The sequence below is a fragment of the Massilia sp. Masssp94 genome, assembly GCF_059491305.1.
Genome location: NZ_CP168501.1, coordinates 4,363,170 through 4,389,082, shown reverse-complemented (window position 1 = coordinate 4,389,082; position 25,913 = coordinate 4,363,170). Strand labels below are relative to the sequence as shown.

25 protein-coding genes are annotated in these 25,913 nt (G+C 64.0%); 13 read left to right on the top strand and 12 right to left on the bottom strand.

The features are described 5' to 3' along the window. Position 1: 1 nt before the first annotated feature. Entirely contained in the window at positions 2 to 568 is a 567-nt protein-coding gene (locus tag ACEN9G_RS19445) for a TetR/AcrR family transcriptional regulator (protein WP_483126860.1), read from the bottom strand. Between the two features lie 113 nt (positions 569 to 681). Between ACEN9G_RS19445 and ACEN9G_RS19440 the strand changes: the two genes are divergently transcribed. Both ACEN9G_RS19440 and tal read left to right on the top strand, forming a co-directional pair. Beyond that, positions 682 to 1,179: a GAF domain-containing protein gene (locus ACEN9G_RS19440; protein ID WP_413338634.1), complete on the top strand. Its 498-nt coding sequence runs from the start codon at positions 682 to 684 to the stop codon at positions 1,177 to 1,179. A gap of 42 nt (positions 1,180 to 1,221) precedes the next feature. Continuing rightward, positions 1,222 to 2,151 (top strand): transaldolase, encoded by a 930-nt coding sequence (gene tal, locus ACEN9G_RS19435; RefSeq protein ID WP_413338635.1) that lies wholly within the window; start codon positions 1,222 to 1,224, stop codon positions 2,149 to 2,151. A gap of 79 nt (positions 2,152 to 2,230) precedes the next feature. Here tal and ACEN9G_RS19430 read toward each other — a convergent pair whose 3' ends face one another. Both ACEN9G_RS19430 and tssK read right to left on the bottom strand, forming a co-directional pair. Next, entirely contained in the window at positions 2,231 to 2,356 is a 126-nt protein-coding gene (locus ACEN9G_RS19430; RefSeq protein WP_413338658.1) for a hypothetical protein, read from the bottom strand. A gap of 105 nt (positions 2,357 to 2,461) precedes the next feature. Beyond that, positions 2,462 to 3,796 carry a type VI secretion system baseplate subunit TssK gene (gene tssK / locus ACEN9G_RS19425; protein ID WP_413338637.1) on the bottom strand — a complete coding sequence of 445 codons (1,335 nt, stop codon included), beginning with the start codon at positions 3,794 to 3,796 and terminating at the stop codon, positions 2,462 to 2,464. Between the two features lie 123 nt (positions 3,797 to 3,919). On the opposite strand from tssK, the gene tssE reads away from it, so the two are divergent. From tssE to ACEN9G_RS19390, 7 genes are all read left to right on the top strand, one after another. Next, positions 3,920 to 4,366 carry a type VI secretion system baseplate subunit TssE gene (gene tssE / locus ACEN9G_RS19420; RefSeq protein WP_413338639.1) on the top strand — a complete coding sequence of 149 codons (447 nt, stop codon included), beginning with the start codon at positions 3,920 to 3,922 and terminating at the stop codon, positions 4,364 to 4,366. An 11-nt stretch (positions 4,367 to 4,377) separates the two neighbouring features. After that, the gene (tssF, locus tag ACEN9G_RS19415; RefSeq protein ID WP_413338641.1) at positions 4,378 to 6,192 is read left to right on the top strand and encodes a type VI secretion system baseplate subunit TssF; all 1,815 of its coding nucleotides are present in this window, start codon (positions 4,378 to 4,380) and stop codon (positions 6,190 to 6,192) included. Further along, positions 6,156 to 7,211 carry a type VI secretion system baseplate subunit TssG gene (gene tssG, locus ACEN9G_RS19410; protein WP_413338643.1) on the top strand — a complete coding sequence of 352 codons (1,056 nt, stop codon included), beginning with the start codon at positions 6,156 to 6,158 and terminating at the stop codon, positions 7,209 to 7,211. The genes tssF and tssG overlap by 37 nt, the downstream gene beginning before the upstream one ends. A gap of 66 nt (positions 7,212 to 7,277) precedes the next feature. Next, complete coding sequence (locus ACEN9G_RS19405; protein WP_413338645.1) at positions 7,278 to 9,926, top strand: type VI secretion system Vgr family protein; 2,649 nt, start codon at positions 7,278 to 7,280, stop codon at positions 9,924 to 9,926. Between the two features lie 21 nt (positions 9,927 to 9,947). Continuing rightward, entirely contained in the window at positions 9,948 to 10,871 is a 924-nt protein-coding gene (locus tag ACEN9G_RS19400; RefSeq protein WP_413338646.1) for a 3D domain-containing protein, read from the top strand. Next, positions 10,871 to 11,356 (top strand): hypothetical protein, encoded by a 486-nt coding sequence (locus tag ACEN9G_RS19395; protein WP_413338648.1) that lies wholly within the window; start codon positions 10,871 to 10,873, stop codon positions 11,354 to 11,356. Before ACEN9G_RS19400 ends, ACEN9G_RS19395 begins: the two co-directional genes overlap by 1 nt. 90 nt (positions 11,357 to 11,446) lie before the next feature. Further along, positions 11,447 to 11,680 (top strand): PAAR domain-containing protein, encoded by a 234-nt coding sequence (locus ACEN9G_RS19390; protein WP_413338649.1) that lies wholly within the window; start codon positions 11,447 to 11,449, stop codon positions 11,678 to 11,680. Between the two features lie 60 nt (positions 11,681 to 11,740). On the opposite strand, the gene ACEN9G_RS19385 is transcribed toward ACEN9G_RS19390, so the two are convergent. Beyond that, complete coding sequence (locus ACEN9G_RS19385; RefSeq protein ID WP_413338651.1) at positions 11,741 to 12,364, bottom strand: TetR family transcriptional regulator; 624 nt, start codon at positions 12,362 to 12,364, stop codon at positions 11,741 to 11,743. Positions 12,365 to 12,521: 157 nt separating this feature from the next. Here ACEN9G_RS19385 and ACEN9G_RS19380 point away from each other — a divergent pair, with 157 nt between their 5' ends. The 4 genes from ACEN9G_RS19380 to ACEN9G_RS19365 all read left to right on the top strand — a co-directional run bounded on the left by ACEN9G_RS19380 (position 12,522) and on the right by ACEN9G_RS19365 (position 19,507). Then, positions 12,522 to 13,757 carry an efflux RND transporter periplasmic adaptor subunit gene (locus ACEN9G_RS19380; RefSeq protein WP_483126858.1) on the top strand — a complete coding sequence of 412 codons (1,236 nt, stop codon included), beginning with the start codon at positions 12,522 to 12,524 and terminating at the stop codon, positions 13,755 to 13,757. Between the two features lie 30 nt (positions 13,758 to 13,787). Further along, positions 13,788 to 16,943, top strand: coding sequence for an efflux RND transporter permease subunit (locus tag ACEN9G_RS19375; RefSeq protein WP_413338654.1), 3,156 nt, complete (start codon positions 13,788 to 13,790; stop codon positions 16,941 to 16,943). An 8-nt stretch (positions 16,944 to 16,951) separates the two neighbouring features. After that, positions 16,952 to 18,367, top strand: a complete 1,416-nt coding sequence (locus ACEN9G_RS19370) for an efflux transporter outer membrane subunit (RefSeq protein ID WP_413338656.1) — start codon at positions 16,952 to 16,954, stop codon at positions 18,365 to 18,367. Positions 18,368 to 18,676: 309 nt separating this feature from the next. Next, entirely contained in the window at positions 18,677 to 19,507 is an 831-nt protein-coding gene (locus ACEN9G_RS19365) for a M28 family peptidase (protein WP_413346328.1), read from the top strand. On the opposite strand, the gene ACEN9G_RS19360 is transcribed toward ACEN9G_RS19365, so the two are convergent. The 8 genes from ACEN9G_RS19360 to ACEN9G_RS19325 all read right to left on the bottom strand — a co-directional run bounded on the left by ACEN9G_RS19360 (position 19,476) and on the right by ACEN9G_RS19325 (position 25,780). Continuing rightward, positions 19,476 to 20,204, bottom strand: coding sequence for an aquaporin (locus ACEN9G_RS19360; RefSeq protein ID WP_483126857.1), 729 nt, complete (start codon positions 20,202 to 20,204; stop codon positions 19,476 to 19,478). The two genes, ACEN9G_RS19365 and ACEN9G_RS19360, sit on opposite strands and share 32 nt — an antisense overlap. 81 nt (positions 20,205 to 20,285) lie before the next feature. Next, positions 20,286 to 20,651 (bottom strand): response regulator, encoded by a 366-nt coding sequence (locus ACEN9G_RS19355; RefSeq protein WP_413343850.1) that lies wholly within the window; start codon positions 20,649 to 20,651, stop codon positions 20,286 to 20,288. Positions 20,652 to 20,744: 93 nt separating this feature from the next. After that, complete coding sequence (locus ACEN9G_RS19350) at positions 20,745 to 21,137, bottom strand: VOC family protein (RefSeq protein ID WP_413343852.1); 393 nt, start codon at positions 21,135 to 21,137, stop codon at positions 20,745 to 20,747. 31 nt (positions 21,138 to 21,168) lie between these two features. Next, entirely contained in the window at positions 21,169 to 21,747 is a 579-nt protein-coding gene (locus tag ACEN9G_RS19345; protein ID WP_483126856.1) for a transglutaminase-like domain-containing protein, read from the bottom strand. A gap of 79 nt (positions 21,748 to 21,826) precedes the next feature. Then, a complete protein-coding gene (gene hemW / locus ACEN9G_RS19340; protein ID WP_413343856.1) occupies positions 21,827 to 23,059 on the bottom strand; it encodes a radical SAM family heme chaperone HemW in 1,233 nt (410 codons plus the stop codon). Further along, the gene (gene rdgB, locus ACEN9G_RS19335) at positions 23,056 to 23,649 is read right to left on the bottom strand and encodes an RdgB/HAM1 family non-canonical purine NTP pyrophosphatase (protein WP_413343858.1); all 594 of its coding nucleotides are present in this window, start codon (positions 23,647 to 23,649) and stop codon (positions 23,056 to 23,058) included. Before rdgB ends, hemW begins: the two co-directional genes overlap by 4 nt. Positions 23,650 to 23,718: 69 nt before the next feature. Continuing rightward, a complete protein-coding gene (locus ACEN9G_RS19330) occupies positions 23,719 to 25,095 on the bottom strand; it encodes a sensor histidine kinase (RefSeq protein ID WP_483126855.1) in 1,377 nt (458 codons plus the stop codon). Next, the gene (locus ACEN9G_RS19325; RefSeq protein ID WP_413339577.1) at positions 25,076 to 25,780 is read right to left on the bottom strand and encodes a response regulator transcription factor; all 705 of its coding nucleotides are present in this window, start codon (positions 25,778 to 25,780) and stop codon (positions 25,076 to 25,078) included. Before ACEN9G_RS19325 ends, ACEN9G_RS19330 begins: the two co-directional genes overlap by 20 nt. Positions 25,781 to 25,913: the final 133 nt, after the last annotated feature.

Genomic DNA, 25,913 nt, shown 5'->3' with positions numbered 1-25,913 from the left:
CTTAGTCGAGAAGACGGTTCGTGGCCGCGTCGAGGATGCGGTGGGCAAACACGTCGTCGTCGACGGACCGCGCCAGCACGAGCGCGCCGACCATCGTGGCGAATGCGGTCAGCGCGTCGTCCGGCGTCGCGTCGGCGTTTTTCCTGCGCATGGCATCACCGAGGATGTCGACGAAGGTCTTGACGCCCGCCTCGAAATGGCGCGGCAGCTCCGGGCCGTGGCGGGCCGCGTCCGGGCCCAGCGAGGCGATGACGCAGCCGGTGCCCACACGGCCGCGGTGGCCCGGCGTCAGGTAGCGGCGTACGAGGGCCGCGTAGGCGCTCTCCCCGGCGTCCGCCGCCGCGCGCCGCCAGCCGTCGATGCCGGTCTCCAGCGCGCGGTCGCAGGCCTGGGCGATCAGGTCGTCCTTGGACTTGAACTGCTTGTAGAACGCGCCGTGCGTGAGGCCGGCCGCGGCCATCAGCTCGGCGAGGCCGACGCCGTCGAAGCCCCGTTCGCGGAACAGGCGGCTGGCGGCGTCGATGACGGCCTGGCGGTTTTCCTCCGCCTGGATTCGATTGACTCGCATGGTTTCCTCCAAAATGGATGTCAATCATAATCCATTTTCCAAAATAGATGTCAAGCACAATCTATTTTTACTGCCGTAAAATACGTACTTTCGACAACGCAGCATCGTCCGCCATGCACATCAATCCCGAACGCAGCACCCGCCCCGACTACGACCTGCTGGTACGCCAGGTCGCCAGCGTCCTCGAGGGCGAGCGCGACCTCATCGCCAACGCATCGCAATTCTCGGCGCTCGTCTACGACACGCTCGCCGACCTGAACTGGGCCGGTTTCTACCTCACCGTGCCAGCGAAATCGGGCGACGGCCAGGACCTGCTCGTCGGCCCGTTCCAGGGCAAGCCCGCGTGCGCCCGCATTCCGTTCGGCCGCGGCGTGTGCGGCACGACGGCCGTCAAGCGCGAAACCATCGTCGTGCCGGACGTGCACGCGTTCCCGGGCCACATCGCGTGCGATTCGGCGTCGAATTCGGAAATCGTTATCCCGCTCGTCAAGAACGGCAGGCTGGTGGGCGTGTTCGATATCGACAGCCCGCTGCTCGACCGCTTTTCCGACGAGGACAAGGCCGGGCTGGAGGCCATGGTGGCGGCGTTTCTCGAGGCGACCGACTGCTGATTCCGTATACAATAACCGCCTGACCTTTCTCTCCCCCGCATCATGAACCAACTCGAACAGCTCAAGCAGTACACCACCGTGGTGGCCGACACCGGCGACTTCCAATCGATCAAGGCCTACGCGCCGCAGGACGCGACGACGAATCCGTCGCTGATCCTGAAGGCCGTCCAGAAGCCGGAATACCGTCCGCTGCTGGAAAAGACCATCGCCGACTTCCCGAACGCGTCGACCGAGGAAATCGTCGACCGCCTGCTGATCGCGTTCGGCACCGAGATCCTGAAGTTCGTGCCGGGCCGCGTCTCGACCGAAATCGACGCCGCCCTGTCGTTCGACACGGAAGCGACGGTCGCCAAGGGCCGCGAACTGATCGCCCTGTACGAAGCGGCCGGCATCCAGCGCTCGCGCGTGCTGATCAAGATCGCATCGACGTGGGAAGGCATCCGCGCCGCCGAGATCCTCGAGAAGGACGGCATCCGCTGCAACCTCACGCTGCTGTTCTCGCTGTGCCAGGCCGTCGCCTGCGCCGAAGCGGGCGTGCAACTGATCTCGCCGTTCGTCGGCCGCATCTACGACTGGTACAAGAAATCCACGGGCACCGACTACCAGGGTGCGGACGATCCGGGCGTGCAGTCGGTCAAGCGCATCTACCAGTACTACCGCAAGTTCGGCTACAAGACCGAGGTGATGGGCGCGAGCTTCCGTAACACGTCGCAGATCCTGGAACTGGCCGGCTGCGACCTGCTGACCATCTCGCCGGACCTGCTGCAGAAGCTGGCCGACACCGAAGGCGCCGTCGAGCGCAAGCTGGTGGCGGACGCGAATGCCGACATCGAGAAGATCGCCCTCGACGAAAAGACGTTCCGCTTCATGCTGAACGAGGACGCGATGGCGACCGAGAAGCTGGCCGAAGGCATCCGCGCGTTCTGCGCCGACTCCGGCAAGCTGAAGAAGATGATCGAAGAGATGCGCTGATCCGCACGGACCGCGCAAGTAAAACGGCAGCCCGCGGGCTGCCGTTTTTGTTTAACGCGTGAGCATCTGGCGCGGCCGCCTACTCCTGCAGGCTCTGGCCCGTATGGGCCGCCCGCTGCACGAGTCCCGCGTTCTGCTGGGTCACCGTGTCCATCTGCGTGATGGCCCGGTTCACCTGCTCGATGCCGCAGCGCGTCAGCAGCATAGCACCACGTATGCCCTCGCCGCGGCGGCGGGCATCGCGCTGCTGGGTGCTTGCATCAGCTTTGCGCGGCTGCACCCGCGGACGAAAGGCTGATGAGGGCCGGGATCACTGCGTGAACGCGATCAGTTCGATGTTCAGGTCACGCATCCCGGCCGGGGCATAGATCGCGATCGCTTCCGCTTTCAACGCATTGTCGTAGAGGCCGTTCCTGGTCGACACCGAGAAATAATACGTATCGGGACGGACCGGCACGGCGGCCGGCACCTGCGGCATGTGCGTCAGCGCGATGCCGGGAAGGGCCGACGCGACGATGCGTTCGATGTCGTCGGGCGATCCGATCTTGAACCGGATCGGCACGGCGGACACCAGCTCGAGCGCCGGCATGTCGGCGCTCACGGCAAGGCAAAGCTGCGTGTCCTGGGTCAGCTTTGCCGGATCGAGCGCACCTCTGAAATGCGTGCGGCGATTATCCTCGGCCACGAGCGGAATCGCGAAATACCTGGCCGAGATGACGGTATCGACGAGGTCCCGGATCACCGCATCGAGCTGCGCGAACGTGACGCCGGGATCCGCATGGTCGTAGGCCGGCAAGTCCGACGTCGCGTACCTGTCCGAAAAGGTCATCAGGCCGCCCGCAAGCGCGAGCAGCTTCTCGTACAGCGCTTCCGGGTGCTGTACGCGGGAACGCGCGCAGTGCTGCAGGGACGCGTTCGCCGTACTGATGATGTTAAGCATCCACCAGGACGTGATGTCGCCGGCGTGGACCTCGAAGGTGGACGCGTTCGTCTTCCGGTGCGCGGCGTGAAGGGACACGATCTTCGCGGTCAATGCACTCATCAGGCCGTCGAGCAGTTGCTGGAGCGGACGGGCAGCACCGATCGCCACGCACGGCGGGACAAACGTCGGATCGACCTCGAAACCGCCGCGCGGATCGCGATGGATGCGCAGCACGGGAAAACTGACGTGGCCATCGCGCGGCTCGGCATGCGAAACGAGCCGGACCCGCTTCTTCAGGAATGGCACGTCGATCGGCACCGCGTCGCTGAACAGGTCGGACGTCTCCGACTCGGCCAGCGCGTAGCGGCCGCCCTCCTCCGCATTCGCGCCATGCGGCCGCATGGTCGGAAGCGCGGCATACATCGTGAACGTATTGATGTCCTGGGGCAGCTGGGTCAGGTCGACCGGGACCGGCAGCAAGTCCGTCGCGGGTGCCTCGTAGACCGCCCCGTCCGGAAAGATCAGCGACATGGCCTGGGCTTCGAGCAGGTTGTGGCCCAGCGCATCCCTATTCCACTCCAGTAGACGGGCGCCCCAGAAATTCGGATTGAGCGCCGACGCCATCCTGAGCAACCGTGTCTCGTGATACAGGTCCTGCCTCTGGAAATGCTGGGGTCCCAGCGTCAACCCCTCGGACCACAAGATCTTCGCGCCCAAGCTCATCGTTGCCTCCCCGTTCAAAATTTGCTCAAGAAAGCATGGCTGGCATTGCGCATCGGTCTGTTGAGAGGGCGCAACTTTATTCTCAGCAAGAGGGGAATAATGGCGGCTTTAAAGGAAACCAGCATGCAGAGTTTCACGCCAGGTTTGTTCGACCGTCTGGATGCCGATGACGACGCCTTGCACACGTGGAAGGAGAGCATTACACGCGACCTGGAAGCGCTCCTCAACACCCGTTCCGCCCTGCTGCCCGATACGCTGGCCGACTATCCCGAAGTCAGCGGATCCATCGTGAACTACGGCCTGATCGATTTCGCCGGCATGTGCATGACGAGCGACACCGACCAGAAACGCATCTGCACCGCGGTCCGGCTGGCCATCGAGCGGCACGAGCCGAGGCTGCACAAGGTGACGGCGACGCTGCAGCCCAGGAAAGGCGCCATCAACCGGGTCGACTTCATGATCACCGCCCAACTGAAGAACGCGCCGGTAGCCGATCCGATGCTTTTCAACGCCGTGTTCCAGCCGTCGCTCCAACGCTATTCGATCCAGAGCGTGCGTAACGCTCCCTAGGCATACACATCATGGACGAACTGTTTGCGCAATACGAACGCGAGCTCGTCACCATGCGGCAGCTGTGCCGCGAATACGCCGAGCGCTATCCGAAAGTCGCGGCCAAGCTGCAGCTTGGCGGCGAGGCGTGCGACGATCCGCATGTCGAACGCCTGATCCAGTCCGTCGCCCTGCTGTGCGCGCGGGTGTCGAAGCGCCTGGACGACGCCTATCCGCAATTTACGGAAGCGCTGCTCAACCTCCTGTTTCCGCATTATCTGAGGCCGTTTCCGTCGTGCGCGATCGTGCGCTTCCTCCCGGCGGCCGGCGGCACCGGAACAGTACCGCGCGGGACGCTGCTCGAATCGGCACCGGTCCGCGGCGTGCACTGCAAATTCCAGACCGCATACGATGTCGCGCCATCCCCCGTCGCCATCACGTCCGCCCGCTTCGATGCGGTGATCCGCGCGCCCTCGTCGACCTCGGTCGCGCCGGGCGTGTCGGCGGCGATCGGCATCGAATTCGCGGCCCCGGTTCCAGCCGGTACCCCTGCGCGCATGCGGGTATATCTCGACGGTGACACGTCGTTCTGCGCGGCGCTGCGCGATGCGCTGTTCATGCGCACGGCGTCGGCTTACGTCCAGGCGGGCGCGAATGGCGCCTGGATGCCGCTCGGCGCGATACCGGTGTCGGCGGTCGGGTTTGGCGACGACGACGCCCTGATCCCGTTCGACGCCCGCTCGCACCGTGCCTACCGGCTCCTCGCTGAATACTTCGCCTTTCCGGAAAAATTCAACTTCGTCGACATCAATGTTGCCGCGCTCCGCGCCCGGCTGCCATCGGACTGCACCGCATTCACGCTGCACCTGGCGCTGGCGGGCATCGCGCCAGGATCGGACCAGGCCAGGATGCTCGCGGGCCTGTCGGCACAAAGCCTGCTCACCGGCTGCACCCCGGTCGTCAACCTGTTCAGGCAGCCGGCGGTCCCGGTCGCATACACGCAGCGCGCCGCGGAATACTCGGTCCTTGCCCATCCCGCGCATGCATCCGGGTATGAGGTGTATTCGGTCGACAGGGTCCACATGGTGCGGCAGCGCGGCAAGGACATCGCGCCCATCGAATTCCGTCCGTTTTATGCCCTTCGCCATGGCGAGAGCGATGCGCACAAGGGCCGCTACTGGATACTGCGCCATGACGACACGCTGGCGGTCACCAGCCCGGGCCATGAAAAAGTCATCGCGCTCGTCGATACCCACGGCGAGCCGCTCGACGTCGAGCAGACGACATTGTCGATCGACCTCACCTGCACCAACCGCGACCTGCCCTGCCTGTTGAAATGCGGGTCGACCGACGGCGACCTGACGATACCAGGCGCGGCGCAGGGCGGGAGGATACGTTTCCTGCGCAGGCCCACGCGTCCCCATCGCCTGGCGAACGGCCAGAGCGCCCATTGGCGCCTCATCTCCCACCTGACGCTGAATCACCGCGCCCTGGCGCTGGAAGGGGCCGACGGCCTGCGCGAGATGCTCGCGCTGTACGACTTCACCGGATCCGCGGTCTCGCGGCGCCAGATCGCCGGCGTCGTCGGCCTCGAACATGCCGAGACAACGGCGTGGATCAGGCACAAGCGCGGAGCCTCACTGGCACACGGGACCGAAGTGCGCCTGACGATCGACGAAGAGGCCTTCGTCGGCGCCGGCCTGCACCTGTTCGTGCAGGTCATCGACCAGTTCTTCGCGCTGTATGTCCAGATGAACAGTTTTATCGAGCTGGTGATCCTGTCACACCAAACCGGAGAGGAGCTGTTCCGATGCAAACAACGAAGTGGGAGCATGCCGTTGTCGTGATCGAGCGCCTGCTCGCGGCGCCGTACCGGTACAGCTTCGCACAACTGCTGAACATCCTCGTACGGATGCTGCGCCGACAGGGTATTCCGTACCCCCAGGCGTTCAATCAGGTGCTGCGCTTTCAAAACAGCGTGTCGCTGGCTTTTCCGGCAAGCGAGATCGAAAGCATGCAGGTCGAATCAATCGGCGCTGCCGGCACGCCCCGCATTCACATCACCCCCGCATTCATCGGATTGCTGGGCGCGAGCGGCACATTGCCGCTGCATGACACCGAACGGGCGGCCGCCAGGACGGGCGCGGCCGCCGACGAAAGCTGGAAGCCGTTCATCGACCTGTTTTCGAGCCGGGCCATCGGCCTCTTCTACGAGGCATGGGGAAAATACAGGGTCGAGCACGGCCTGGACACGCGCGCACGGGACGATCTGCTTCCGCTCCTGGCCGCATTGGGCGGTCTTCGGCCCACGAGTTTCGGACCGGACCGGCCCTTCGCATCGATTCCAGCGGAAGTCGCCGCCTTCTACGCCGGCCAGCTCAGGACACGCCCGATTGCCGCTTCGACCGTGGAACGTGTTCTCGGCGAGTACTTTGGCGTGCCCGTGCGCGTCGAAGAATTCGTCGGCGCCTGGGATCCGATACGGGCCGGGATCCGCAGCACGCTTGGCGTCACCGATCCCACCCTCGGCCATGGCGCCGCGCTGGGTGGGCGCACGTGGCGCAACGACTTGCGCGTCCGTCTGCATATCGGCCCCCTGGATGAGGAGCAGGCGAATGCATTCCTGCCGCATGGGCGGGCTCACGCGGCATTGAACGAGATGGTCAGCCTGTTTGCCGTGCCCGCCGTCCAGTATGAAGTCAGGCTGTTGCTGAGCAAGCCGTGTCTCAAGCCGCTGACCTTGAGGACCAAAGGGCAGGATCGGCGACGTCTGGGATGGAATTCATTCCTGACTGGTACGGAAGGCAAGGCGAGCCGGCCGGAGATTCGGGCGGCCCTTCAGCTCCTTGCTGCCAATCAAAGTTAGCGGCCATTCGGTTGAGTACCTTAACCGGCGGAAATCAGAAACCTGACAAACCATTGGAGGCATTGCATGGATGGGAGTCAAGCGATCGCGGCAGGCGCTGCGCTGTCGGTGTTCAGTCTCAATGCGCAGCACGACCGCTTGATGCGCCTGGCATTCCCCCGGGGGGACGGGCCTGATCCCATTCTCCTGCCGAATCGATTGAACGCGCACGAAGAAATCTGCCGCTGCTTCCGCTATGAGGTCGAACTCCTGTCGGACGACGCACGGATTCCCTTGAAGGCGATGATGGGCAGGATGGTGACGATTTCCATCGTGCGCGAAGACGGCTCGCTGCGCTACTTCAACGGCTACGTCACCGAATTCCGTTTCCTGCGCGCGGACGGCGGTTTCGCGTTCTATCGCATGGTGCTCGAACCGTGGCTGGCATTCGCCAGGCTGCGCAAGGACAACGTGTCGTTCCATGGCAAGAGCGTCATCGAGATAACCGAACTGACGTTCGCGCATTACCGCCAGGCCGACTGGAATCCGGTCATCGTCGGCGACTATCCGCGTATTACCTGTGCCAACCAGTACGATGAAACCGACTACAACCACCTGCACCGCCGCTGGGAAGATCTCGGGCTGCACTACTGGTACGAGCACCGGGCGGATGGGCATACGCTCTGGCTCAGTGACAGGAGCACGCTTGCGCAGCCCATCGATCCGTCCGGCATCGACGATTCGGGAGAGATCCCGTTCCGCGACAAGGCCGGTTCGCTCGAAGACGACGGCATACGCGAATGGAGTCCCGTGCGGCGGCTCGGTTCCGGCCAGACGACCCTGGCCAGCTTCGATTACAAGAACCCGGTCGTGCAGCGGTCGACCGCCGAGTCCCTGAATAACCAGGGCGACGTCTTTCCCTATGAAATCTACGAAAACACGGGCTCGTATGGCTTCCGCACCCACGACGAGGGCGAACGGATCGCACAGCAGCGCATGGGCGAGCGCGATGCGAACACGCAGTATTTCGAAGCCCGTGGCAACGATCGCACTGCCCAGCCGGGCCGGTGCTTCAAGCTCGGCGGCCATTTCAGCGCCGAACTGCGCGTTCCCAAGCGCGGCGAGCCGGCGCAGCCCAGCATACGCGACCGCGACTACCTGATCCTGAGCGTCGACCACGAAGCCAGCAACAACTACCAGGCCGGGCCGGGCGCACCGTCGCATTACGAGAATTCGTTCCGGTGCGTGCGCAAGGATATCCAGTGGCGTCCGGGCAGGCACTACAACAGCAAGCCCTGCACTTATCCCGGCATTCAGACGGCTATCGTGGTCGGGCCGGCCGGTTCCGAGATTCACACCGATGGCTATGGGCGCGTCAAGGTCCAGTTTCACTGGGACAGGCTGGGAAATTATGACGAGAACAGTTCGCCCTGGATTCGTGTCATGTCGCCGGGGGCCGGGAGCGAGTTTGGAAATATTCGCTTGCCGCGGGTTGGCGAGGAAGTGGCGGTGGTCTATCTCGACGGGAACATCGACCATCCAGTAATTCTAGGATCGTTGTACAACGTCACGCACATGCCGCCTTGGCAGTTGCCTGAGCAGCAGGCTTTAAGCGGGTTGCGAAGCCGGGAGCTGCAGGCGGGAGAAGGCAGCGGACGCGGTAATCATCTGGTGCTCGACGATACCGCCGGGAAGATTCAGGCGCAGCTGAAAAGCGATCATCAATGCAGCCAATTGTCGCTTGGGCACATTACCCGTGTCGAGGACACGTCCGGCAGAAAAGAGTTTCGCGGTGAAGGGTGGGAATTACGCACAGACGGGCACGGGGCACTGCGCTCAGCAGAAGGAATGCTTGTGACCACTGAGCGGCGCGCTCAGGGCCAATTGCATATCACTGATATAAAAGAAACGCTGCAGCGTCTCGGAGACGCACAACTGTTGCATGAAAAACAGGCGAACAGCGCCATTGAATTCCAAGCTCAAGAATGGGGGCAACAGGATGACGTGGCAGACATAGTGCAGAGGCAAAACCTAGCTTTAGCTGGACGTACAGGCGAATTCCCTGAGTTCGAGGAACCACACCTTGTTTTGGCAAGCGCGGCAGGGATGGTCGCTTCAACTGTTCAAACTACCCATATATCCAGCGAGCAACATATCGCTTTGACTGCGAAAGGAGATATATCGTTTGCGGCTGGCGATAGCTTCTTGTCAAGCATCAAGCAGACTTTTCGACTATTTGTTGAAAAAGCCGGAATGAAGCTAATTGCCGCAGCAGGCAAGATCACGGTGCAGGCAAAACAAGATCAGATCGAGCTCATCGCTGCAAAGGTGATGAGCATTATTAGCAATGAAGAGTGGATAAATCTGAATGGGAAGAAAGGAATACGGCTGCACGGTGCAGGTTCGGTCCTGGAAATAAGTGACAAAGTACAGTTTTTCACCAAATCGCCTACATTATTCCATGGCAATCTCGAAACATTGGCACCGGCCGCGCCGAGTTCCGATTCCACATCTCCCCGTGCGTTCGAGCCCGCTCAATCAGAGTCCAAACACGCATTTGACGAACAATTCCGACTCATTGCAGCTGATGGGCATACGCCAATCGCCAACCGCTCTTACCGAATCGTTGCAGATGATGGGCAAATTTGGGAAGGTCGCAGTGATAGCGATGGCTTTACACAGCGCGTAGTTACCAAGTCTTCTTTAAAACTTTCACTATTTTTGCTACCAGACTGATATTCTTCTACCGGAGGAAAGATGCCCGAGGCAATTATTTCAAATGCGATTACAAACCCGATGCCAGGATCGATTGTTACTGTCAAAATTGACGACTATGTGTGCCTACTCACCATTGAAAAAAACAAATATGGTGATGATTTGCCCATAATTCCAACTGAATCTCGAACAGAAAAAAATAAGGTACTCTATCAGCTAAAACTTTTAGCAAAATTAACTCAGCACAAAGCTGGAACCCCTGTTTCCGGGCATTCCTTTTCCCTAAAATCCAACCGTTCTTGCGACCGTGTAGAGTCAAAAGGGAGAACAAATACCCAGGGCGAAATGACATTCGTTCTTTTCACCCGAGAACCTGGTGAACTCGAACTGACTGTACCAACTGCGGGAATTACTATGCTCAGCTTCAAAATAAAGTTGCAGGAGGCTTGGTATGAATCCTTGTTTCTCATCACCGGCTACCATGTTTGTGAAGAGGGTGATTTTTCTGGAGAATTAGTGGAGGGACAAGGTTTGGATGAGAAGCATAAGGATGACTTCCTTTACGGAGCGGCAGGGATAGCAATGCAAGGAACAGGAAAAGCAAGCGACGGCAGATATATACGTCTCGACAACAAACCCGGAATCTGGCATAAAAATAAAAAAGGCAATCCCGATCGATTAGATAATCCGTCCGCAGCCAAATTTTCGTACACTGACAAATTTTACGGAAAATATGGCATAGTCAAGGAAAATCATTCAATAGCGATTGATAACTCAGTAATCCCGAAAAAATCCAAAGTGAGCATAGAGGGCTTAGGAGAAAGAGTAGCCGATGACTCCGGCGGGGGCATACGCCTATATCACATCGACAATTTTCTTGGATCAGGAGCGACGGTAGTAAAAGACTGGCTAAAAAGCGGGATAAATCATACACAGCGAGCGGTCAAATATTTAGGAGTTGCGTAATGAATAATGCTCGTCGATTTATCGTGTTTTTGACGACCAGCGTCCTCGTGACGAACGTTTATGGTGAAATACTAAAAAAGGTTTATCTCGATAGCAAACAAAACGTACATATCGTTGACGACCATGGACGCGACACGCGAATAACAAATAAGGGAAATGCTAACCATTTAAAACTGGCGCCTGACGGAGAAACCGTGGCCTGGCTTGCTATGAATACTTGGACAGCAGAAGGTGATGATGGGCCAGGTTCCGAAGAACTAATAATCTATCGCAATGGAAAACGCAACTCAATTAAATGCACGCCCTTCATTCGAGATTATTGGTTTTGGATGAATGGGACTCAAATAGCTATTGACTGCGGCGCAAGACATTTCGCAGGACGCGAAATCCTTTATGACACCAGAACCATGCGGGAGCTTTCAAGTTTTGATGAGGCCAAAGTGCCATTAGAGAAACGACCTGACTGGTCGGACGCTGACAACTAATCTTATGATTTGCCGCTACAAAATGGACAATCTATCAGTTTTCCAATTAGTCCACATAAGGAAATCGACGTGATACATAACGGACGTGGTGTGATCCGCCTCAACGACAAAACCGACCACGGCGGTCAAGTCATCAGCGCATCCTCGGGCACAACCGTGATGGGTATGGCCGCAGCACTTCAAGACGACATGACGCGTTGCCCCAAGTGCAAAGGCAACTTCGCAATCAAACCTGATGGAGCTGGCGCACGACACGAAGGCAAGCCGTACGCCTATGACGGGGACATGACGGAATGCGGCGCACGACTGATAACATCATTGTGAATCGGATCGCTGCCGCCGCGTGATCAGTCGCATCGTTGATGCCCAAAACACGTTAAAACTCTACGCACGTCCCGTCCTCAACCCCTCCAGATACGGATCGATCACACACTTCCCCAGCGCCAGCAAATCGAAATCCTGCGGATCGAACATCCAGTTGCGAATCAACCCATCGATCATGGTCCACAGCCCCAGCGCCACGCGGGCCGGATCGATGTCGCGTGAGATGAGTCCCTTGTCGATGGCCAGGCGGATGCGGCGCTCGGCCCGGCTCTTCCAGTTGGCCAGGTTGTCCTGGCGCCGCTGCCGCACCGCATCCATCTCGCCCACGAACTCCACCTTCAGCGTGGCGATCTCGAACACGCGCCGCGCCCCCGGATCGTTGACCGTCCGGTCCAGCACCGCCAGCATGTGGTTGCGCAGGTCGACCAGCGGGTCGTCCGACTCCACCTGGTCCAGCACCTGCATCTCCGCCTCCAGCGGCAGGATCGCCCGCTCCATCATCGCGTTGAACAACGCACCCTTGTCGTCAAAGTGCCAATAAATGGCGCCGCGCGTCACACCGGCCGCGGTTGCGATATGCTGCAACGTTGTACGAGAAACACCCTGTTCGACGAACAATTTTTCAGCAGCATCCAAAATGCTGTCGCGGGTCGCTGCCGCTTCTTCCTTGGTTCTGCGGGCCATCCGCCTGACTCTCCGTTTTTATAGGTAGGAAACATTAAACATACACTCGTGATAGTATATCGGGGTTTTCCCAAAAGTCAGTAGTAAAACCGCCTGTTGTGCCGAAGAAGTGTCGCAGGACGGTTTTATTCTTTTTTCCACAAGAAGGAAGCATTGAATGCGCTCTGCCAACTCCTCCTCCCTCACCCTGTCCAGGATCGCCGCGTGCACCCTGGTCGCCGTGGTCATGCTGTCGGCCTGCGGCTCCAAGGATAACGCCCAGGCCGGTCCAGGCGCCGCTGGCGCCAAGATGCCGCCTCCCCAGGTCGGCGTCATCACCACGAAGATCCAGCCGGTCGCACTCGAGACCGAACTGCCGGCCCGCGTCGAGGCAATCCGCACGGCCGAAGTCCGCGCCCGCGTCAACGGCGTCGTGCTGAAGCGCCTGTTCACCGAGGGCAGCTTGGTCAAGCAGGGCCAGTCGCTGTTCCAGATCGATCCGGAGCCCTACCAGGCCCAGCTGAACGCTGCCCAGGCCGCGCTCGGCCGTGCCCAGGCGAACCTGACGTCGACCTCCGCCACGGTCGAGCGCTACAAGCCGCTCGTCGAGGCGCAGGCCGTCAGCAAGCAGGAATTCACGAACGCCGTCGCCGCCCTGAAGCAGGCCGAGGCGGACGTCAATTCGGCCAGGGCCCAGGTGCGCATCGCCAAGATCAACGCCGACTACGCGAACGTGTACGCCCCGATCTCGGGCCGCATCGGCCGCGCGCTCGTGACGGAAGGCGCGCTCGTCTCCGCCACCGAAGCGACGCAGATGGCGCTGATCCAGCAGACCGACAACGTCTACCTGAACATCACCCAATCCGCCGCCGAACTGCAGCGCCTGCGCAAGAACGCCGGCGACAAGGGCCTCGGCGGCAGCGTACCGGTGACCGTCGTCGCGGACGACGGCACCGTGCTGCCGACGAAGGGCAAGCTGCTGTTCTCGGACATCACCGTCGACCCGACGAGCGGCCAGGTCACGTTGCGCGCCCAGGCGGCGAACCGGGACAACGCCCTGCTGCCGGGCCAGTACGTGCGCGTGCGCCTGGCGCAGGCCGAGCTGCCGAACGGCATCCTGGTGCCGCAGCAGGCCGTCACCCGCGGCGGCCCGAACGGCGATACGCTGACCGTGATCGGCGCGGACAACAAGCCGACCCCGCGCACGGTGAAAATCGGTTCGCAGAACGGCGAGAACTGGGTCGTCACGGATGGCCTCAAGGAAGGCGAGCGCGTGATGGTGGACGGCTTCCAGAAGCTGCAGATGCTGCCGCCGGGTACGCCGGTGCAGCCGGTGCCCTGGGCGCCGGTCGGCGCCCCGGCAGCCCCGGCCGCGGCCAATGCGCAGGCGTCCGCCGCGCCCGCCGGCGAGTAAGCAGGCAAGGCTAGATAAACAGGAACCACAATGGCACGTTTTTTTATTGACCGCCCCATTTTTGCCTGGGTGATCGCGCTGTTCATCATGGTGCTTGGCGGCGTCGCCATCAAGCAGCTGCCGATCGCGCAATATCCGACCGTGGCGCCGCCGTCGATCGTCGTCAGCGTCGCGTACCCGGGCGCTTCCGCGCAAACGCTGGAAGATTCCGTCATCTCCGTCATCGAACGCGAGATGAACGGTGCCGAAGGCATGATCTACATGGAGTCGACCAGCCAGGCCAACGGCACCGGCTCCATCACGATCAGCTTCGAGACCGGCACCAATCCCGACCTGGCCCAGGTCGACGTCCAGAACCGCCTCGCGCGCGCGACCCCGCGCCTGCCGGCCGCGGTGACCCAGCAGGGTGTGCGCGTCGACAAGGCCCGTTCGAACTTCCTGCTGTTCACGATTCTCTCGTCCGACGACCCGACCTGGGACACCGTCGCGCTGGGCGACTACGCGTCGCGCAACGTACTGCCCGAGATCCAGCGGATCAAGGGCGTCGGCCAGGCGCAGCTGTTCGGTACCGAGAAGGCGATGCGCATCTGGATCGACCCGGCCAAGCTGGTCGGCTTCAACCTGTCGCCGGATGACGTCAACACCGCGATCCGCCAGCAGAACGCCCAGGTGGCATCCGGCACGATCGGCGACCTGCCCGTGGCCAAGGGCCAGCAGATCACCGCGACCGTCGTCGTCACGGGCCAGCTGGCCACCGTCGAGCAGTTCGGCAACATCGTGCTGCGCGCGAATCCGGACGGCTCCACCGTGCGCCTGAAGGACGTCGCCCGCATCGAGATCGGCGGCCAGGCCTACGCCACGTCGACCCGCCTGAACGGCAAGCCGTCGACGGGTATCGGCGTGCAGCTGTCGCCGACCGGTAACGCGCTGGAAACCGCGAAGCTGATCAAGGCACGCATGAATCAGCTGCAGAAGTACTTCCCGAAAGGCATGAAGTACTCGATCCCCTACGACAGCACGAAATTCATCCAGATCTCGATCAGCCAGGTGGTGGAAACCCTGATCGAGGCCGTGATCCTCGTGTTCATCGTGATGTACGTGTTCCTGCAGAACTTCCGCTACACGATCATCCCGACCATCGTCGTCCCGGTCGCCCTGCTGGGCTCCTTCGCGACACTCCTCGCGATGGGCTTCTCGATCAACGTGCTGACGATGTTCGGCATGGTCCTCGTGATCGGTATCGTCGTCGACGATGCGATCGTGGTGGTGGAAAACGTCGAACGCATCATGTCCGAGGAAGGCCTGCCCCCGCTGCAGGCCACGCGCAAGGCGATGGGCCAGATCTCCGGCGCCATCATCGGCGTGACCGTCGTGCTGATGTCCGTGTTCGTGCCGCTGGCATTCTTCCAGGGCGCGGTCGGCAACATCTACCGCCAGTTCTCGATCGTGATGGTGTCGTCGATCGGCTTCTCGGCGTTCATGGCGCTGTCCCTCACGCCGGCGCTGTGCGCGCACCTGCTCAAGCCCGTGGAAGCGGGCCACCACATGGAGAAGAAAGGCTTCTTCGGCTGGTTCAACCGCACGTTCACGACGGGCGCCAAGCGCTACGAAGGCATCGTCGGCAAGATGCTCAAGCGTTCCGGCCGCGCGCTGGTCGTGTTCGTCCTGCTGGTCGGCATCGTCGGCCTGATGTTCGCGCGCCTGCCGAACTCGTTCCTGCCGAACGAAGACCAGGGCTACATCATCGCCAACATCCAGCTGCCGCCGGGCGCCACCGCCAACCGCACCAACGTCGTCCTGCACGCGCTGGAAGACTATGTGCTGAAGCAGCCGGAAGTGGCCGACATGGTCGCCGTGACGGGCTTCTCGTTCACGGGGCAGGGCCAGAACATGGGCCTCGCGTTCATCCCGCTGAAATCGTGGGACGAGCGCAAGGGCAAGGGCCAGAGCGCGCAGGATCTCGCGGGCCGCATCACGGGCCACATGATGGCGCTGCGCGACTCGTTCATCTTCGTCGTGAGCCCGCCGCCGATCCCGGAACTGGGCCGCGGCACCGGCTTCTCGTTCCGCCTGCAGGACCGCGGCGGCCTCGGTCACGCCGCCCTGCTCCAGGCGCGTAACCAGCTTCTCGGCATGGCGATGCAGAGCAAGGTGCTGACGGGCATCCGTCCTGAAGGCCTCGAAGATGCGCCGCAGCTGAAGCTGAACATCGACCGCGACAAGGCGCAGGCCCTGGGCGTGACGTTCGGCGCCATCAACACGGCGCTGTCGACGTCGCTCGGTTCCGCGTACGTGAACGACTTCCCGAACGCCGGCCGCCTGCAGCGCGTGATCGTGCAGGCCGACGCGCCGGAGCGCATGCAACCGGAAGACCTGCTGCGCATCAACGCCCTGAACACGAAGGGCCAGCCGGTGCCGCTGTCCGCGTTCGCGACGACACAATGGATCACGGGTCCGATGCAGACGTCGCGCTACAACGGCTATTCGTCGATGAGCATCACGGGCGATGCCGCCCAGGGCTATTCGACCGGCCAGGCGCTCGACGAGATGCAGGCGCTGGCCGCCAAGCTGCCGGCCGGCTTCGCGTATGAATGGACCGGCCAGTCGCGCGAGGAAATCCTCGCCGGTTCGACCGTGTTCGTGCTGATCGGCTTCGCGCTGCTGGCCGTGTTCCTGGCGCTGGCCGCGCTGTACGAAAGCTGGTCGATCCCGGTGGCCGTGCTGCTCGTCGTGCCGCTGGGCGTGCTCGGTTCGCTGCTCGCGGCATCGATGCGCGGGCTGTCCAACGACGTGTACTTCAAGGTGGGCCTGATCACCATCATCGGCCTGGCCGCGAAGAACGCGATCCTGATCGTGGAATTCGCGAAGGACCTGCAGGCGCAGGGCAAGTCGCCGTTCGAAGCGGCGCTGCAGGCGGCGCACCTGCGCTTCCGTCCGATCATCATGACGTCGCTCGCGTTCATCCTCGGCGTGCTGCCGCTGGTGGTCGCCAGCGGCGCCGGCGCCGCGTCGCAGCGCGCGATCGGTACGGGCGTGATGGGCGGCATGTTGACGGCGACGGCATTGGGCGTGTTCTTCGTGCCCGTGTTCTTCGTCGTCATCCGCGGATTCTTCAAGGGCAGCGAACGCCAGCGCAAGAAGTACGCGCACGAAGAAGAAAACACTGTCATCGACTCGAAAATCTGATGAACAACATGAAACGACTCACTCCCCTGGCCCTGGCCCTCGTACTGGCCGGCTGCGTGAACCTGGCGCCCAAGTACGAGCGGCCGCAAGCGCCGGTGGCGGGTGCCTTCCCGACCGTGGAAGGCACGGTCAACAGCGGCAACGCCGTCGCGAACGAGGCGCCCGCCGCCATCGCGTGGCAGCGCTTCTTCACCGATCCGCGCCTGCAGCAGCTGATCACGCTGGCCCTGGAAAACAACCGCGACCTGCGCGTTGCCATCCTCAACATCGAGGCGGCACGGGCGCAGTACCAGATCCAGCGCTCGAACCAGTTCCCGGCCATTAACGCCGGCATCACGGGCCAGCGCCAGACGACGGGCAAGGACGAGCCGATCAGCAGCGTGTACCAGGCCGGCCTCTCGGTGTCGGCGTTCGAGCTGGACTTCTCCAGCCGCGTGCGCAACCTGTCCGACGCCGCGCTGGCGCAATTCCTCGCCACCGAGGAAGCGCGCAAGACGGCGCAGATCAGCCTGATCGCGCAGGTCGCCAACACGTACCTGACGTTCCTCGCGGACGAGGAATTGCTGTCCCTGACGCAGCAGACCCTGAAGACGCGCGAGGAATCGCTGCGCCTGACCAACCTGCGCTTCGAGAACGGCGTCTCGTCCAAGCTCGACCTGCAGCAGGCCGTGTCGCTCGTCGAACAGGCGCGCACCACGCTGGCCCAGGCCCAGCGCCAGCGCGCGCAGGACCTGAACCTGCTCACCTTGCTGATCGGCCAGACGATCCCCGGCAACCTGCCGGCCGGCGCCACGCTCGCGACGACGAACCTGCCGGACCTCCCGGCCGGGATGCCGTCCGACCTGCTGGCGACCCGTCCGGACATCCGTTCGGCCGAGCAGCAGCTGATCGCGGCCAACGCCAACATCGGCGCGGCGCGCGCGAACTACTTCCCGCGCATCACCTTGACGGGCAGCGCGGGCACGGCCAGTTCCGAGCTCTCCGGCCTGTTCAAGAGCGGCACGTTCGGCTGGACGTTTGCGCCGCAGGCGATCCTGCCGCTGTTCGACTTCGGCCGCACCCGCGCCGGCGTCGAGAGCGCCCGTGCCCAGCGCGACATCGCCGTCGCGCAGTACGAAAAGTCGATCCAGACCGCGTTCCGCGAAGTGGCGGACGCACTGGCCGGCCAGGCCACGTACAGCGAACAGCTGCGCGCCCAGCAGGCCGTGGCGGCCGCCGAGACGGACCGCTTCAACCTGTCCGACCTCCGCTACCGCAACGGCACCGCGAGCTACCTGGACCTGCTGGACGCCCAGCGCTCGCTGTTCACCGCGCAGCAGCAGGCCATCCAGGCCAACCTGCTGCGCCTGCAGAACCAGGTCACGCTGTACCGCGTGCTGGGGGGTGGCTGGAGCGAAGCGGGGCCGGCGACGGCGGCACGCTGAGTTAGCCCGTCGTTCCCGCGCAGGCGGGAACCCAATCTGCACGCGCCACCGCAGCGCATGAACTTGGATCCCCGCCTGCGCGGGGATGACGTTTCAAGCGCAGGCAAAGTTATTGCCGCGCGCCATTGGCACGATCCCGACCGGGGGCGGCCGCGATTTCGGTATCATGAAATCGCAGGCCGGCCCCGGTTTTCCATTGTATGCACGGGCGGCCCCGGCAGCCGTCGCCGGACGGCGTCCGCCAGGACCGCAACGCGCGCCGAGCCCGGCCTGTCCGGCACGGTCGCCCCTTGCGCCGCGCCCCATGCCATGCGACATTTTTTTCGTGCACACTGGAAAGCCATCGTCGCCATCGTCCTGCTCGTGGTGCTGGCGATGATGACCGTGAACCCCGGCGCCGCCATGCCGGAACCGCCTTTGGCCATGCGCCTGCGCGCGCACGTGACGGCGCTCGCGGGCGGCCCGCAGGACGCCACCTACATCGGCAACGTGCTGCGGGCGGCCGGCTACGCCGTGCGGGACCGCGGCGGGACCGGCCACGAACGCCGCATCGAAGCCGTGCTGGCCAGCGTGCCCCCGGGCGAAAAAGCGGCGCGCACGTTCATCGTCGGCGCCCGCGATGACGGCGCCGAAGACGGCGCGCCCGGAACGGCGGCCGTGCTGGAACTGGCGCGCCTGCTGGCGAGCGTGCGTCCGAGCAGCGGCACCGAGATCCGCTTCGTGTTCTTCCTCGCGCCGAAAGCCGCCGCGCTTCCGGGCGTCGACGACGCCCTCCCGTCCGCCGGGCGTCCGGGCAGCTTCATCGCCTACGTGGGCAGCCTGGCATCGTCGCGCGAGGTGCAGGACGCGCTGTCCGCATTCCAGAGCGTCGCGGCCGGCCCGGCGCACGGCCTCGCGACGCCCGCCTACATGCAGGGCGTGACCCTGTCCGACCGCGCCGGGTGGCACCGTCCCGGCGCCGGCCTGCCCGCCCTCGTCCTCACCGACACGTCGTTCACGCGCTTCCCGTTCCGCCAGGCGGACAATGCCGCGCCGGATACGGACGAGCCGCCCGAGCAGGTCGTCTTTGCCGGCATGGCGCGCGTGGTAAGCGGCCTCGCGCGCACGCTCACGGCGCTGGCTGCCGGACAGCGCGGATAAGACCCGGCGCGTCCGCCGTGGTCTCATGCCGTGCGCGCGGATACAGCCAGCCGAAAATGACGGTCGCCGCCGCCGCGCCGGCCAGCTGGGCCAGCACGTAGCCCGGCACGTCCGCGAGCCGGATGCCGGCGCACGTGCCTGTCGCCGCGCGCGCCAGCGTGAGGGCGGGATTGGCGAACGACGACGACGCCGTGAACCAGTACCCCGCGACGATGAACAGGGCCGCCGCATATGGTGTGACGCCGGGCCGCGTGCGCGCGCAGCCGATGATCGTGGCCAGCAGGCCGAACGTGGCGACGCCTTCGCTCCACCACAGCCCGGCGCCCGTGCGCGCCTGCGTCGCGGCTGCGAACACGGGTTCGCCGAACATCGAATGCGCGAGCGCCACGCCGGCGAACGCGCCGGCTACCTGCGCGGCCAGGTACGGCAGCACGAGCGCGCCCGGCAGGTTGCGCTGCCACGCTTCGGACAGGGTGACGACGGGATTCAGGTGCGCGCCCGAAACGGCGCCGAACGCGAGGATCAGCACGACGAGGCCGCAGCCGGACGCGATCGAATTGACGAGCAGCGCGATGGCCGCATTGCCGCCCGCCAGCCGGTCGCCCATGACGGCGGAGCCGACGACGACGGCCAGCAGCAGGGCGGTGCCGAGCCCCTCGGCGACGAGGCGGCGCAAAAGTTGGTCGAAGTGCTTCATGGCACGTATTGTGAGGGAGCGCCCCACCCCGCAGTACCGCCGTTCCGGTCTGTTCAGCCGATACGAAGACGCAGGACCGGCCTAGAATGGCTGTTGGATCAGGGAGGGAATGATGTCGAGCAGGTCGGACATCGACACGGGCTTCGACAGGAAGCGTACGCCCGGCGGCATCGTGCCGGCCTCGATGGGATTGCCCGAGATGACAAGGGCCGGCAGTTCGGGCTGCAGGCCGCGCAGGGCGTGGATCACTTCGATGCCGTTCATGCCCGGCATGCGGAAATCCGTGATCAGCAGGTCGATCGGGCCGGCCTCGCCGATGCGGACGGCGTCGCGCCCGTTGTCGGCGACGGACACGCGATAACCGGCGATGCTCAGGTAGCGCTCGAATACGTACAGGATGGCTTCCTCGTCATCCACGACGAGGATGCGGGGCGGTGCGGGTGGCATCGGCCAGCTTGCCTTTCATTGAAACTTATGCAAGCAGGACTGTAACACAGGGCCTCCGGGATGCCCGGCACGTTTCGCGCCGGCAGCCAACGCCTATTTGGGACGGAACAGCGCGCACAGCTTGTGACCGTCCGGATCGCGCACGTACGCGAGATACAGCGGCCCCAGGCTGCTCTCGCGCAGGCCCGGCGGCGCCTCGATCGACGTGCCGTCCTGGGCGACCGCCGTGTCGTGGAACGCGTGGACCTGTTCGGGCGACGCGCATTTGAAGCCGATCGTGGCGCCGTTCGCGCACGTCGCTTCGGCGCCGTCGATCGGCTCGGTGATGCAGAACGAGCCCCCGTCGTGGCGATAGAACAGCCGGCGCTGGCCCGTCAGGTTCGTGTTGGGGAACGGCTCGCCCACGCCGAGGACGCCCAGCACGGCGTCGTAAAAACGCTTCGAACGATCGAGGTCATTGGAACCGATCATGATGTGACTGAACATGCTTGTCCTTTCCTGAAGATGGATGCCGCGGTCAATCCAGGAGCACGACGTCCGGCAGGTTCGCCAGCACCTGGTCCCACGTATCGTAGCATTCCAGCGTCTCGACGACGACGGGCAGCGGCTCGGCCCAGATCTCCGGCAGCATGCGTTCCTCGCGTGTGCGCGTCGCGAACGCGAGCTTTTCCACGGGCGGTTCGAAGCGCGCGTCGACGCCGGGCTTGTTGCCCCGGGCATCGATGCGGTACCAGCCGACGTCCTCCAGGTACACGGCATTCAGGCCGTGCAGGCAGTACGGCGCCCCGCTGTCGCCGACCGACAGGCGCTGGTAGCACAGCCCCGCCGGGATGCCGTTCGCGCGCAGCAGGGCGGCGAGCAGATGGCTCTTCGCATAGCAATAGCCCGTCCCGTGGCGCAGCACGTCGGACGCCTTGCACGTGACGGGATTCGCTTTGAAATCCACGCTGTGGCGGATCGTGTCGCGCACGAATTCGAAGCAGGCGCGCACGACGTCCGCTTCGGAAGTCGCGCCTTCGGCCAGCCGGCGGGCGGTGGCGAGGACGTCCGGCGTGTCGAAATCGATGTAGGTGCTGGCGGCGAGATAGCGTTGCATGAAATGAAACGTCATGGTGTGTGCGTGTGTCGAAGCCGACACCTTAGCAGACCATGCCGTTTCCAAGATGCGCTCTTTGTCACTCGGCCAGGAACATCTCCTGAAGATCGTTGAGGAAGCGCTGCCCCAGTTCCGTCGGCCGGATCACGCGGAAGTCGCGGTAGATCAGGCCCTTCGCTTCGGCCTCGTTCAAGGCCTTCTCGATCGCGTTGATCGGCATGCCCGTGCGTTCGCCGAACAGGTTCGGGTCGAACCCTTCCGTCAGGCGCAGCGCGTTGAGCATGAATTCGAAGCCCAGGTCTGCGCGCGCGAGCTCGTGTTCCTCGGCGACCGCATTGCCCTTCCCTGCCGCCTCCATGAACGACGCCGGCTGCTTGTAGCGCGCCTGGCGCAGCACGCGGTGCGGGAACGATAGCTTCGAATGCGCGCCCGCGCCGATGCCGAGGTAGTCGCCGAACTTCCAATAATTCAGGTTGTGGCGCGCGCGGTGGCCCGGCTTCGCATACGCCGAGACCTCGTAGTGTTCATAGCCGGCGGCGGCCGTGCGCCCGGCGATCATGTCCTGGATGTCGGCGCTCTCGTCGTCGCCCGGCAGCTCGGGCGGGTACTTCGCGAACACCGTGTTCGGTTCCATCGTCAGGTGGTACAGCGACAGGTGCGGCGGCGCGAACGACAGCGCCATGTCGATGTCGGCCTGCGCCTCCGCCAGCGTCTGCCCCGGCAGCGCGTACATCAGGTCGAGGTTGAAATTGTCGAAGTTGGCCTGGGCGATCCCGACGGCCCGGATGGCTTCCTCGGCGTCGTGGATGCGGCCCAGCGCCTGCAAATGCCTGCTGTCGAAGCTCTGGATGCCGATCGACAGGCGGTTGATCCCGCTGGCGCGGAAGGCCTTGAATTTCTCCGCCTCGAACGTGCCGGGATTCGCTTCCATCGTGATCTCGGCGTCGAGATCGAGCGGCAGCAGGGTGCGGAGGTCCGACATCAGCCGGTCCAGCCCCGCCGCCGAGATCAGGCTGGGCGTGCCGCCGCCGATGAACACCGTGTGGATCTTGCGGCCCCAGATCAGCGGCAGCGATTGTTCCAGGTCCGCGCGCAGCGCGTCCAGGTAAGCCTGTTCGGGAATCGGTTCCTTCGACTCGTGCGAATTGAAGTCGCAGTACGGGCATTTGCGCACGCACCACGGCCAGTGGATGTACAGCGCCAGCGGCGGCAGCGCCGTCAGGTTCAGCGCGCCCGGTTGCAGGTATTGCAGCGCGGCTGACGCCGCGTTGCGAGGCGTGGCCGCCGGCCCGACGGGCTTGATCGGAATCATTTCAGTTTCCCGAGCTTGTCGACGAGCGCGCGCAGCGCCTGGCCGCGGTGCGAGACGGCGTTCTTTTCTTCCGGCGCCAGCTCGGCGGCCGTGCGGCCGAATTCCGGCAGCAGGAAGTGCGGATCGTAGCCGAAGCCGCCCGCGCCGCGCGGCGTGTCGACGATCTGGCCGCGCCAGACGCCGTCCGCGATCACGGGTTGCGGATCGTCGGGGTGGCGCACGTACACGAGCACGCAGTAGTAATACGCCGATTTGTCGGCGTGCGCCGCCAGGTCGGCGATCAGCTTCTCGTTGTTGCGGGCGTCCGACTTCGGCTCGCCGGCAAAACGCGCGGAAAGCACGCCCGGCGCGCCGCCGAAGGCGTTCACGCACACGCCGGAATCGTCGGCGAGGGCCGGCAGGCCGGTGAGGCGCGCGGCGTGGCGGGCCTTCTGCAGCGCGTTCTCGACGAAGGTGCCAAACGGTTCTTCCGCTTCGGGAACGTTGAACTCGCCCTGCGGATGCAGTTCGAAGCCGATCGGGCCCAGTAACTGGGCGAATTCCTTGAGCTTGCCCGCGTTGTTGGAGGCAAGGATGAGGCGTTGGGTCATTGCTGTCTCGGTCTGGACGAAGAACTGCGTATTTTACCGCTCATCCCGCGATACGCGCAGCCGGGCACGCTAGGCCCGCGGGAACACCATGCTCGCCTGGAACCCCGGTTCGAGGCGGCGCAGCGCGAGCGTACCCTCGTGCAGCTGGGTGATGGCGGTGACGATGGACAGCCCCAGGCCGTTGCCCGGCAGGTGGCGGCTCTGGTCCACGCGGTAGAAGCGGCGCGTGAGCTTGTCCATGTCCTCGAGCGGCACGCCCTGGCCGTAATCGCGCACGGTCAATGCCGGCGCGCCGTCGACGGTGGCCACTTCCACGTCCACCCGGCCGCCGGTGCGGCCGTACTTGATGGCGTTGTCGATCAGGCTGGCCAGTGCGCTGGCCAGCAGGTCGCGGTCGCCGCGGATGATCGTCGGCGTGCCCGCGAAGCGCAGCGCGACGCCCTGCTCTTCCGCGGCCGCTTCGTACAATTCCGTCATGTCGTGCGCGATGGCGGCCAGGTCGAGTTTTTCGAAGGTGCCCGCACGCACGCCGGATTCCAGCGCGGCGATCTGCAGCAGCTTGTCGAACAGCGAAATGACGCTGTCGATGTCTTCGATGGCCAGGCGCGCGTCGGCGACGAGCGCGTGCGGCTCGGCCGAGGCCTGCAGCGCGCGGTCGAGCCGCGAGCGCACGCGCGACAGCGGCGTGCGCAGGTCGTGCGCGATCGAATTCGATACGTGACGCACGCCTTCCATCAGCGCTTCGATGCGGTCGAGCATGCGGTTGATGTCGTCGGCCAGGCGCGCGAATTCGTCGTTGCCCATCACGACGATGCGGCTGGACAGCTCGCCCGCCGCGATGCGCGCCGTCGTGCGGCGGATGCGGCCGATGCGCGCTTCCAGGCGCGAGCGGAAGATCTGGGCGCCGAAGAACGCGAGCAGGATCGACACGGCGCCGCTGACGAGCAGCGCGCGCTCGACGACGCTGCGGATGGCGTCGAGTTCGATCAGGTCGCGGCCGACGACGAGCCGGCTGCCGTCGTCCAGCCGCGTCGCGATCACGCGCACGGAGACGGGCGTACCGCTCCGTTCCATCTGCCCGAACGCCAGCTCGCCGGCCGCCGGCAGCTCGCCGGACCAGCGCCCCAGGTTGCCGGCCAGGAGGCGGCCCTTCATGTCGACGAGGCCGACCACCTCGGTGTCGGTGTCGATCAGGTCGTGCAGCTGGGCGTCGATTTCGCGTACGAGACCGGCGCGGCCGTCGCGGACCCACGCATCGGCCAGGTGCGTTTCCACGGCCATGATCTTGTTGTCGATCGAGTGCTCGAACACGCCCACCGTGCCGAAATAGACGATGGCGGACAGGGTCGCCATCGATGCGGCCAGCAGCAGGCCGTAGCCGACCGCCAGCCGGAACGCGATCGAGCCGCGCAGGCCGAACCGGCTGCTAGCGGGCGGACGGGCCATAGGTCGGCGCGGCGCTCAGCACATAGCCGGCACCGCGCACCGTGTGGATCAGGGGGGGGCTGAAATCCTTGTCGATCTTGCTGCGCAGGCGGCTGATCTGCACGTCGATGACGTTCGTCTGCGGATCGAAGTGGTATTCCCACACGCCTTCCAGCAGCATCGTGCGGGTGACGATCTGGCCCTCGTGGCGCATGAGGTATTCGAGCAGGCGGAATTCGCGCGGCTGCAGCGTGATCGTCGTGCCCTGGCGCGTGACGCGCATCGTGCGCACGTCGAGCTGCAAATCGGCCACCTGCAGCACGGTGGCTTCGCGCGACCAGCTGTTGCGGCGGCTGAGGTTTTCCACGCGCGCCAGCAGTTCCGACATGACGAACGGCTTGGTCAGATAGTCGTCGCTGCCCGCGCGCAGGCCGCGCACGCGCTCGTCGACGCTGTTCAGCGCGGACAGGATCAGCACCGGCGTGCCGTCGCCGCGCGCGCGCATCTGTTCGAGGATGCCCAGGCCGTCGACCTGGCCGGGCAGCATCCGGTCGAGGACGACGACGTCCCAGCGCGTCTCCTGCAGGCGGCGGTTGCCCGCTTCGCCATTCGTTTCCGCCTGCACGGCATAGCCGGCCGCGCGCAACCCGCTACAGAGGTAGTCGCGGGTTTCGGTATCGTCTTCGATCACGAGGCAGTTCGGCATGATTCGGCTCTTGGTGTTAAGTGGACTATAGCGCTGCGGTGCAGTATAGGCGAGTGACGGGACCTAAAAATTACGATCAGGTAATGTCGACACGTAGTGGCACATTACCAGATCGTAATGCCGTATTGATGCG

What these genes read in the sequence shown, in the direction of transcription:
- ACEN9G_RS19380 (WP_483126858.1), top strand. Translation starts at nt 12,522, where the DNA reads ATGCGCTCTGCCAACTCCTCCTCCCTCACCCTGTCCAGGATCGCCGCG.
- ACEN9G_RS19365 (WP_413346328.1), top strand. Translation starts at nt 18,677, where the DNA reads ATGCGACATTTTTTTCGTGCACACTGGAAAGCCATCGTCGCCATCGTC.
- ACEN9G_RS19440 (WP_413338634.1), top strand. Translation starts at nt 682, where the DNA reads ATGCACATCAATCCCGAACGCAGCACCCGCCCCGACTACGACCTGCTG.
- ACEN9G_RS19430 (WP_413338658.1), bottom strand. Translation starts at nt 2,356, where the DNA reads ATGCTGCTGACGCGCTGCGGCATCGAGCAGGTGAACCGGGCCATCACG.
- ACEN9G_RS19395 (WP_413338648.1), top strand. Translation starts at nt 10,871, where the DNA reads ATGAATAATGCTCGTCGATTTATCGTGTTTTTGACGACCAGCGTCCTC.
- tssF (WP_413338641.1), top strand. Translation starts at nt 4,378, where the DNA reads ATGGACGAACTGTTTGCGCAATACGAACGCGAGCTCGTCACCATGCGG.
- ACEN9G_RS19325 (WP_413339577.1), bottom strand. Translation starts at nt 25,780, where the DNA reads ATGCCGAACTGCCTCGTGATCGAAGACGATACCGAAACCCGCGACTAC.
- ACEN9G_RS19445 (WP_483126860.1), bottom strand. Translation starts at nt 568, where the DNA reads ATGCGAGTCAATCGAATCCAGGCGGAGGAAAACCGCCAGGCCGTCATC.
- tssG (WP_413338643.1), top strand. Translation starts at nt 6,156, where the DNA reads ATGCAAACAACGAAGTGGGAGCATGCCGTTGTCGTGATCGAGCGCCTG.
- ACEN9G_RS19375 (WP_413338654.1), top strand. Translation starts at nt 13,788, where the DNA reads ATGGCACGTTTTTTTATTGACCGCCCCATTTTTGCCTGGGTGATCGCG.
- ACEN9G_RS19405 (WP_413338645.1), top strand. Translation starts at nt 7,278, where the DNA reads ATGGATGGGAGTCAAGCGATCGCGGCAGGCGCTGCGCTGTCGGTGTTC.
- ACEN9G_RS19355 (WP_413343850.1), bottom strand. Translation starts at nt 20,651, where the DNA reads ATGCCACCCGCACCGCCCCGCATCCTCGTCGTGGATGACGAGGAAGCC.
- hemW (WP_413343856.1), bottom strand. Translation starts at nt 23,059, where the DNA reads ATGATTCCGATCAAGCCCGTCGGGCCGGCGGCCACGCCTCGCAACGCG.
- ACEN9G_RS19400 (WP_413338646.1), top strand. Translation starts at nt 9,948, where the DNA reads ATGCCCGAGGCAATTATTTCAAATGCGATTACAAACCCGATGCCAGGA.
- ACEN9G_RS19370 (WP_413338656.1), top strand. Translation starts at nt 16,952, where the DNA reads ATGAAACGACTCACTCCCCTGGCCCTGGCCCTCGTACTGGCCGGCTGC.
- ACEN9G_RS19345 (WP_483126856.1), bottom strand. Translation starts at nt 21,747, where the DNA reads ATGCAACGCTATCTCGCCGCCAGCACCTACATCGATTTCGACACGCCG.
- ACEN9G_RS19350 (WP_413343852.1), bottom strand. Translation starts at nt 21,137, where the DNA reads ATGTTCAGTCACATCATGATCGGTTCCAATGACCTCGATCGTTCGAAG.
- rdgB (WP_413343858.1), bottom strand. Translation starts at nt 23,649, where the DNA reads ATGACCCAACGCCTCATCCTTGCCTCCAACAACGCGGGCAAGCTCAAG.
- ACEN9G_RS19360 (WP_483126857.1), bottom strand. Translation starts at nt 20,204, where the DNA reads ATGAAGCACTTCGACCAACTTTTGCGCCGCCTCGTCGCCGAGGGGCTC.
- tssE (WP_413338639.1), top strand. Translation starts at nt 3,920, where the DNA reads ATGCAGAGTTTCACGCCAGGTTTGTTCGACCGTCTGGATGCCGATGAC.
- tssK (WP_413338637.1), bottom strand. Translation starts at nt 3,796, where the DNA reads ATGAGCTTGGGCGCGAAGATCTTGTGGTCCGAGGGGTTGACGCTGGGA.
- tal (WP_413338635.1), top strand. Translation starts at nt 1,222, where the DNA reads ATGAACCAACTCGAACAGCTCAAGCAGTACACCACCGTGGTGGCCGAC.
- ACEN9G_RS19330 (WP_483126855.1), bottom strand. Translation starts at nt 25,095, where the DNA reads ATGGCCCGTCCGCCCGCTAGCAGCCGGTTCGGCCTGCGCGGCTCGATC.
- ACEN9G_RS19385 (WP_413338651.1), bottom strand. Translation starts at nt 12,364, where the DNA reads ATGGCCCGCAGAACCAAGGAAGAAGCGGCAGCGACCCGCGACAGCATT.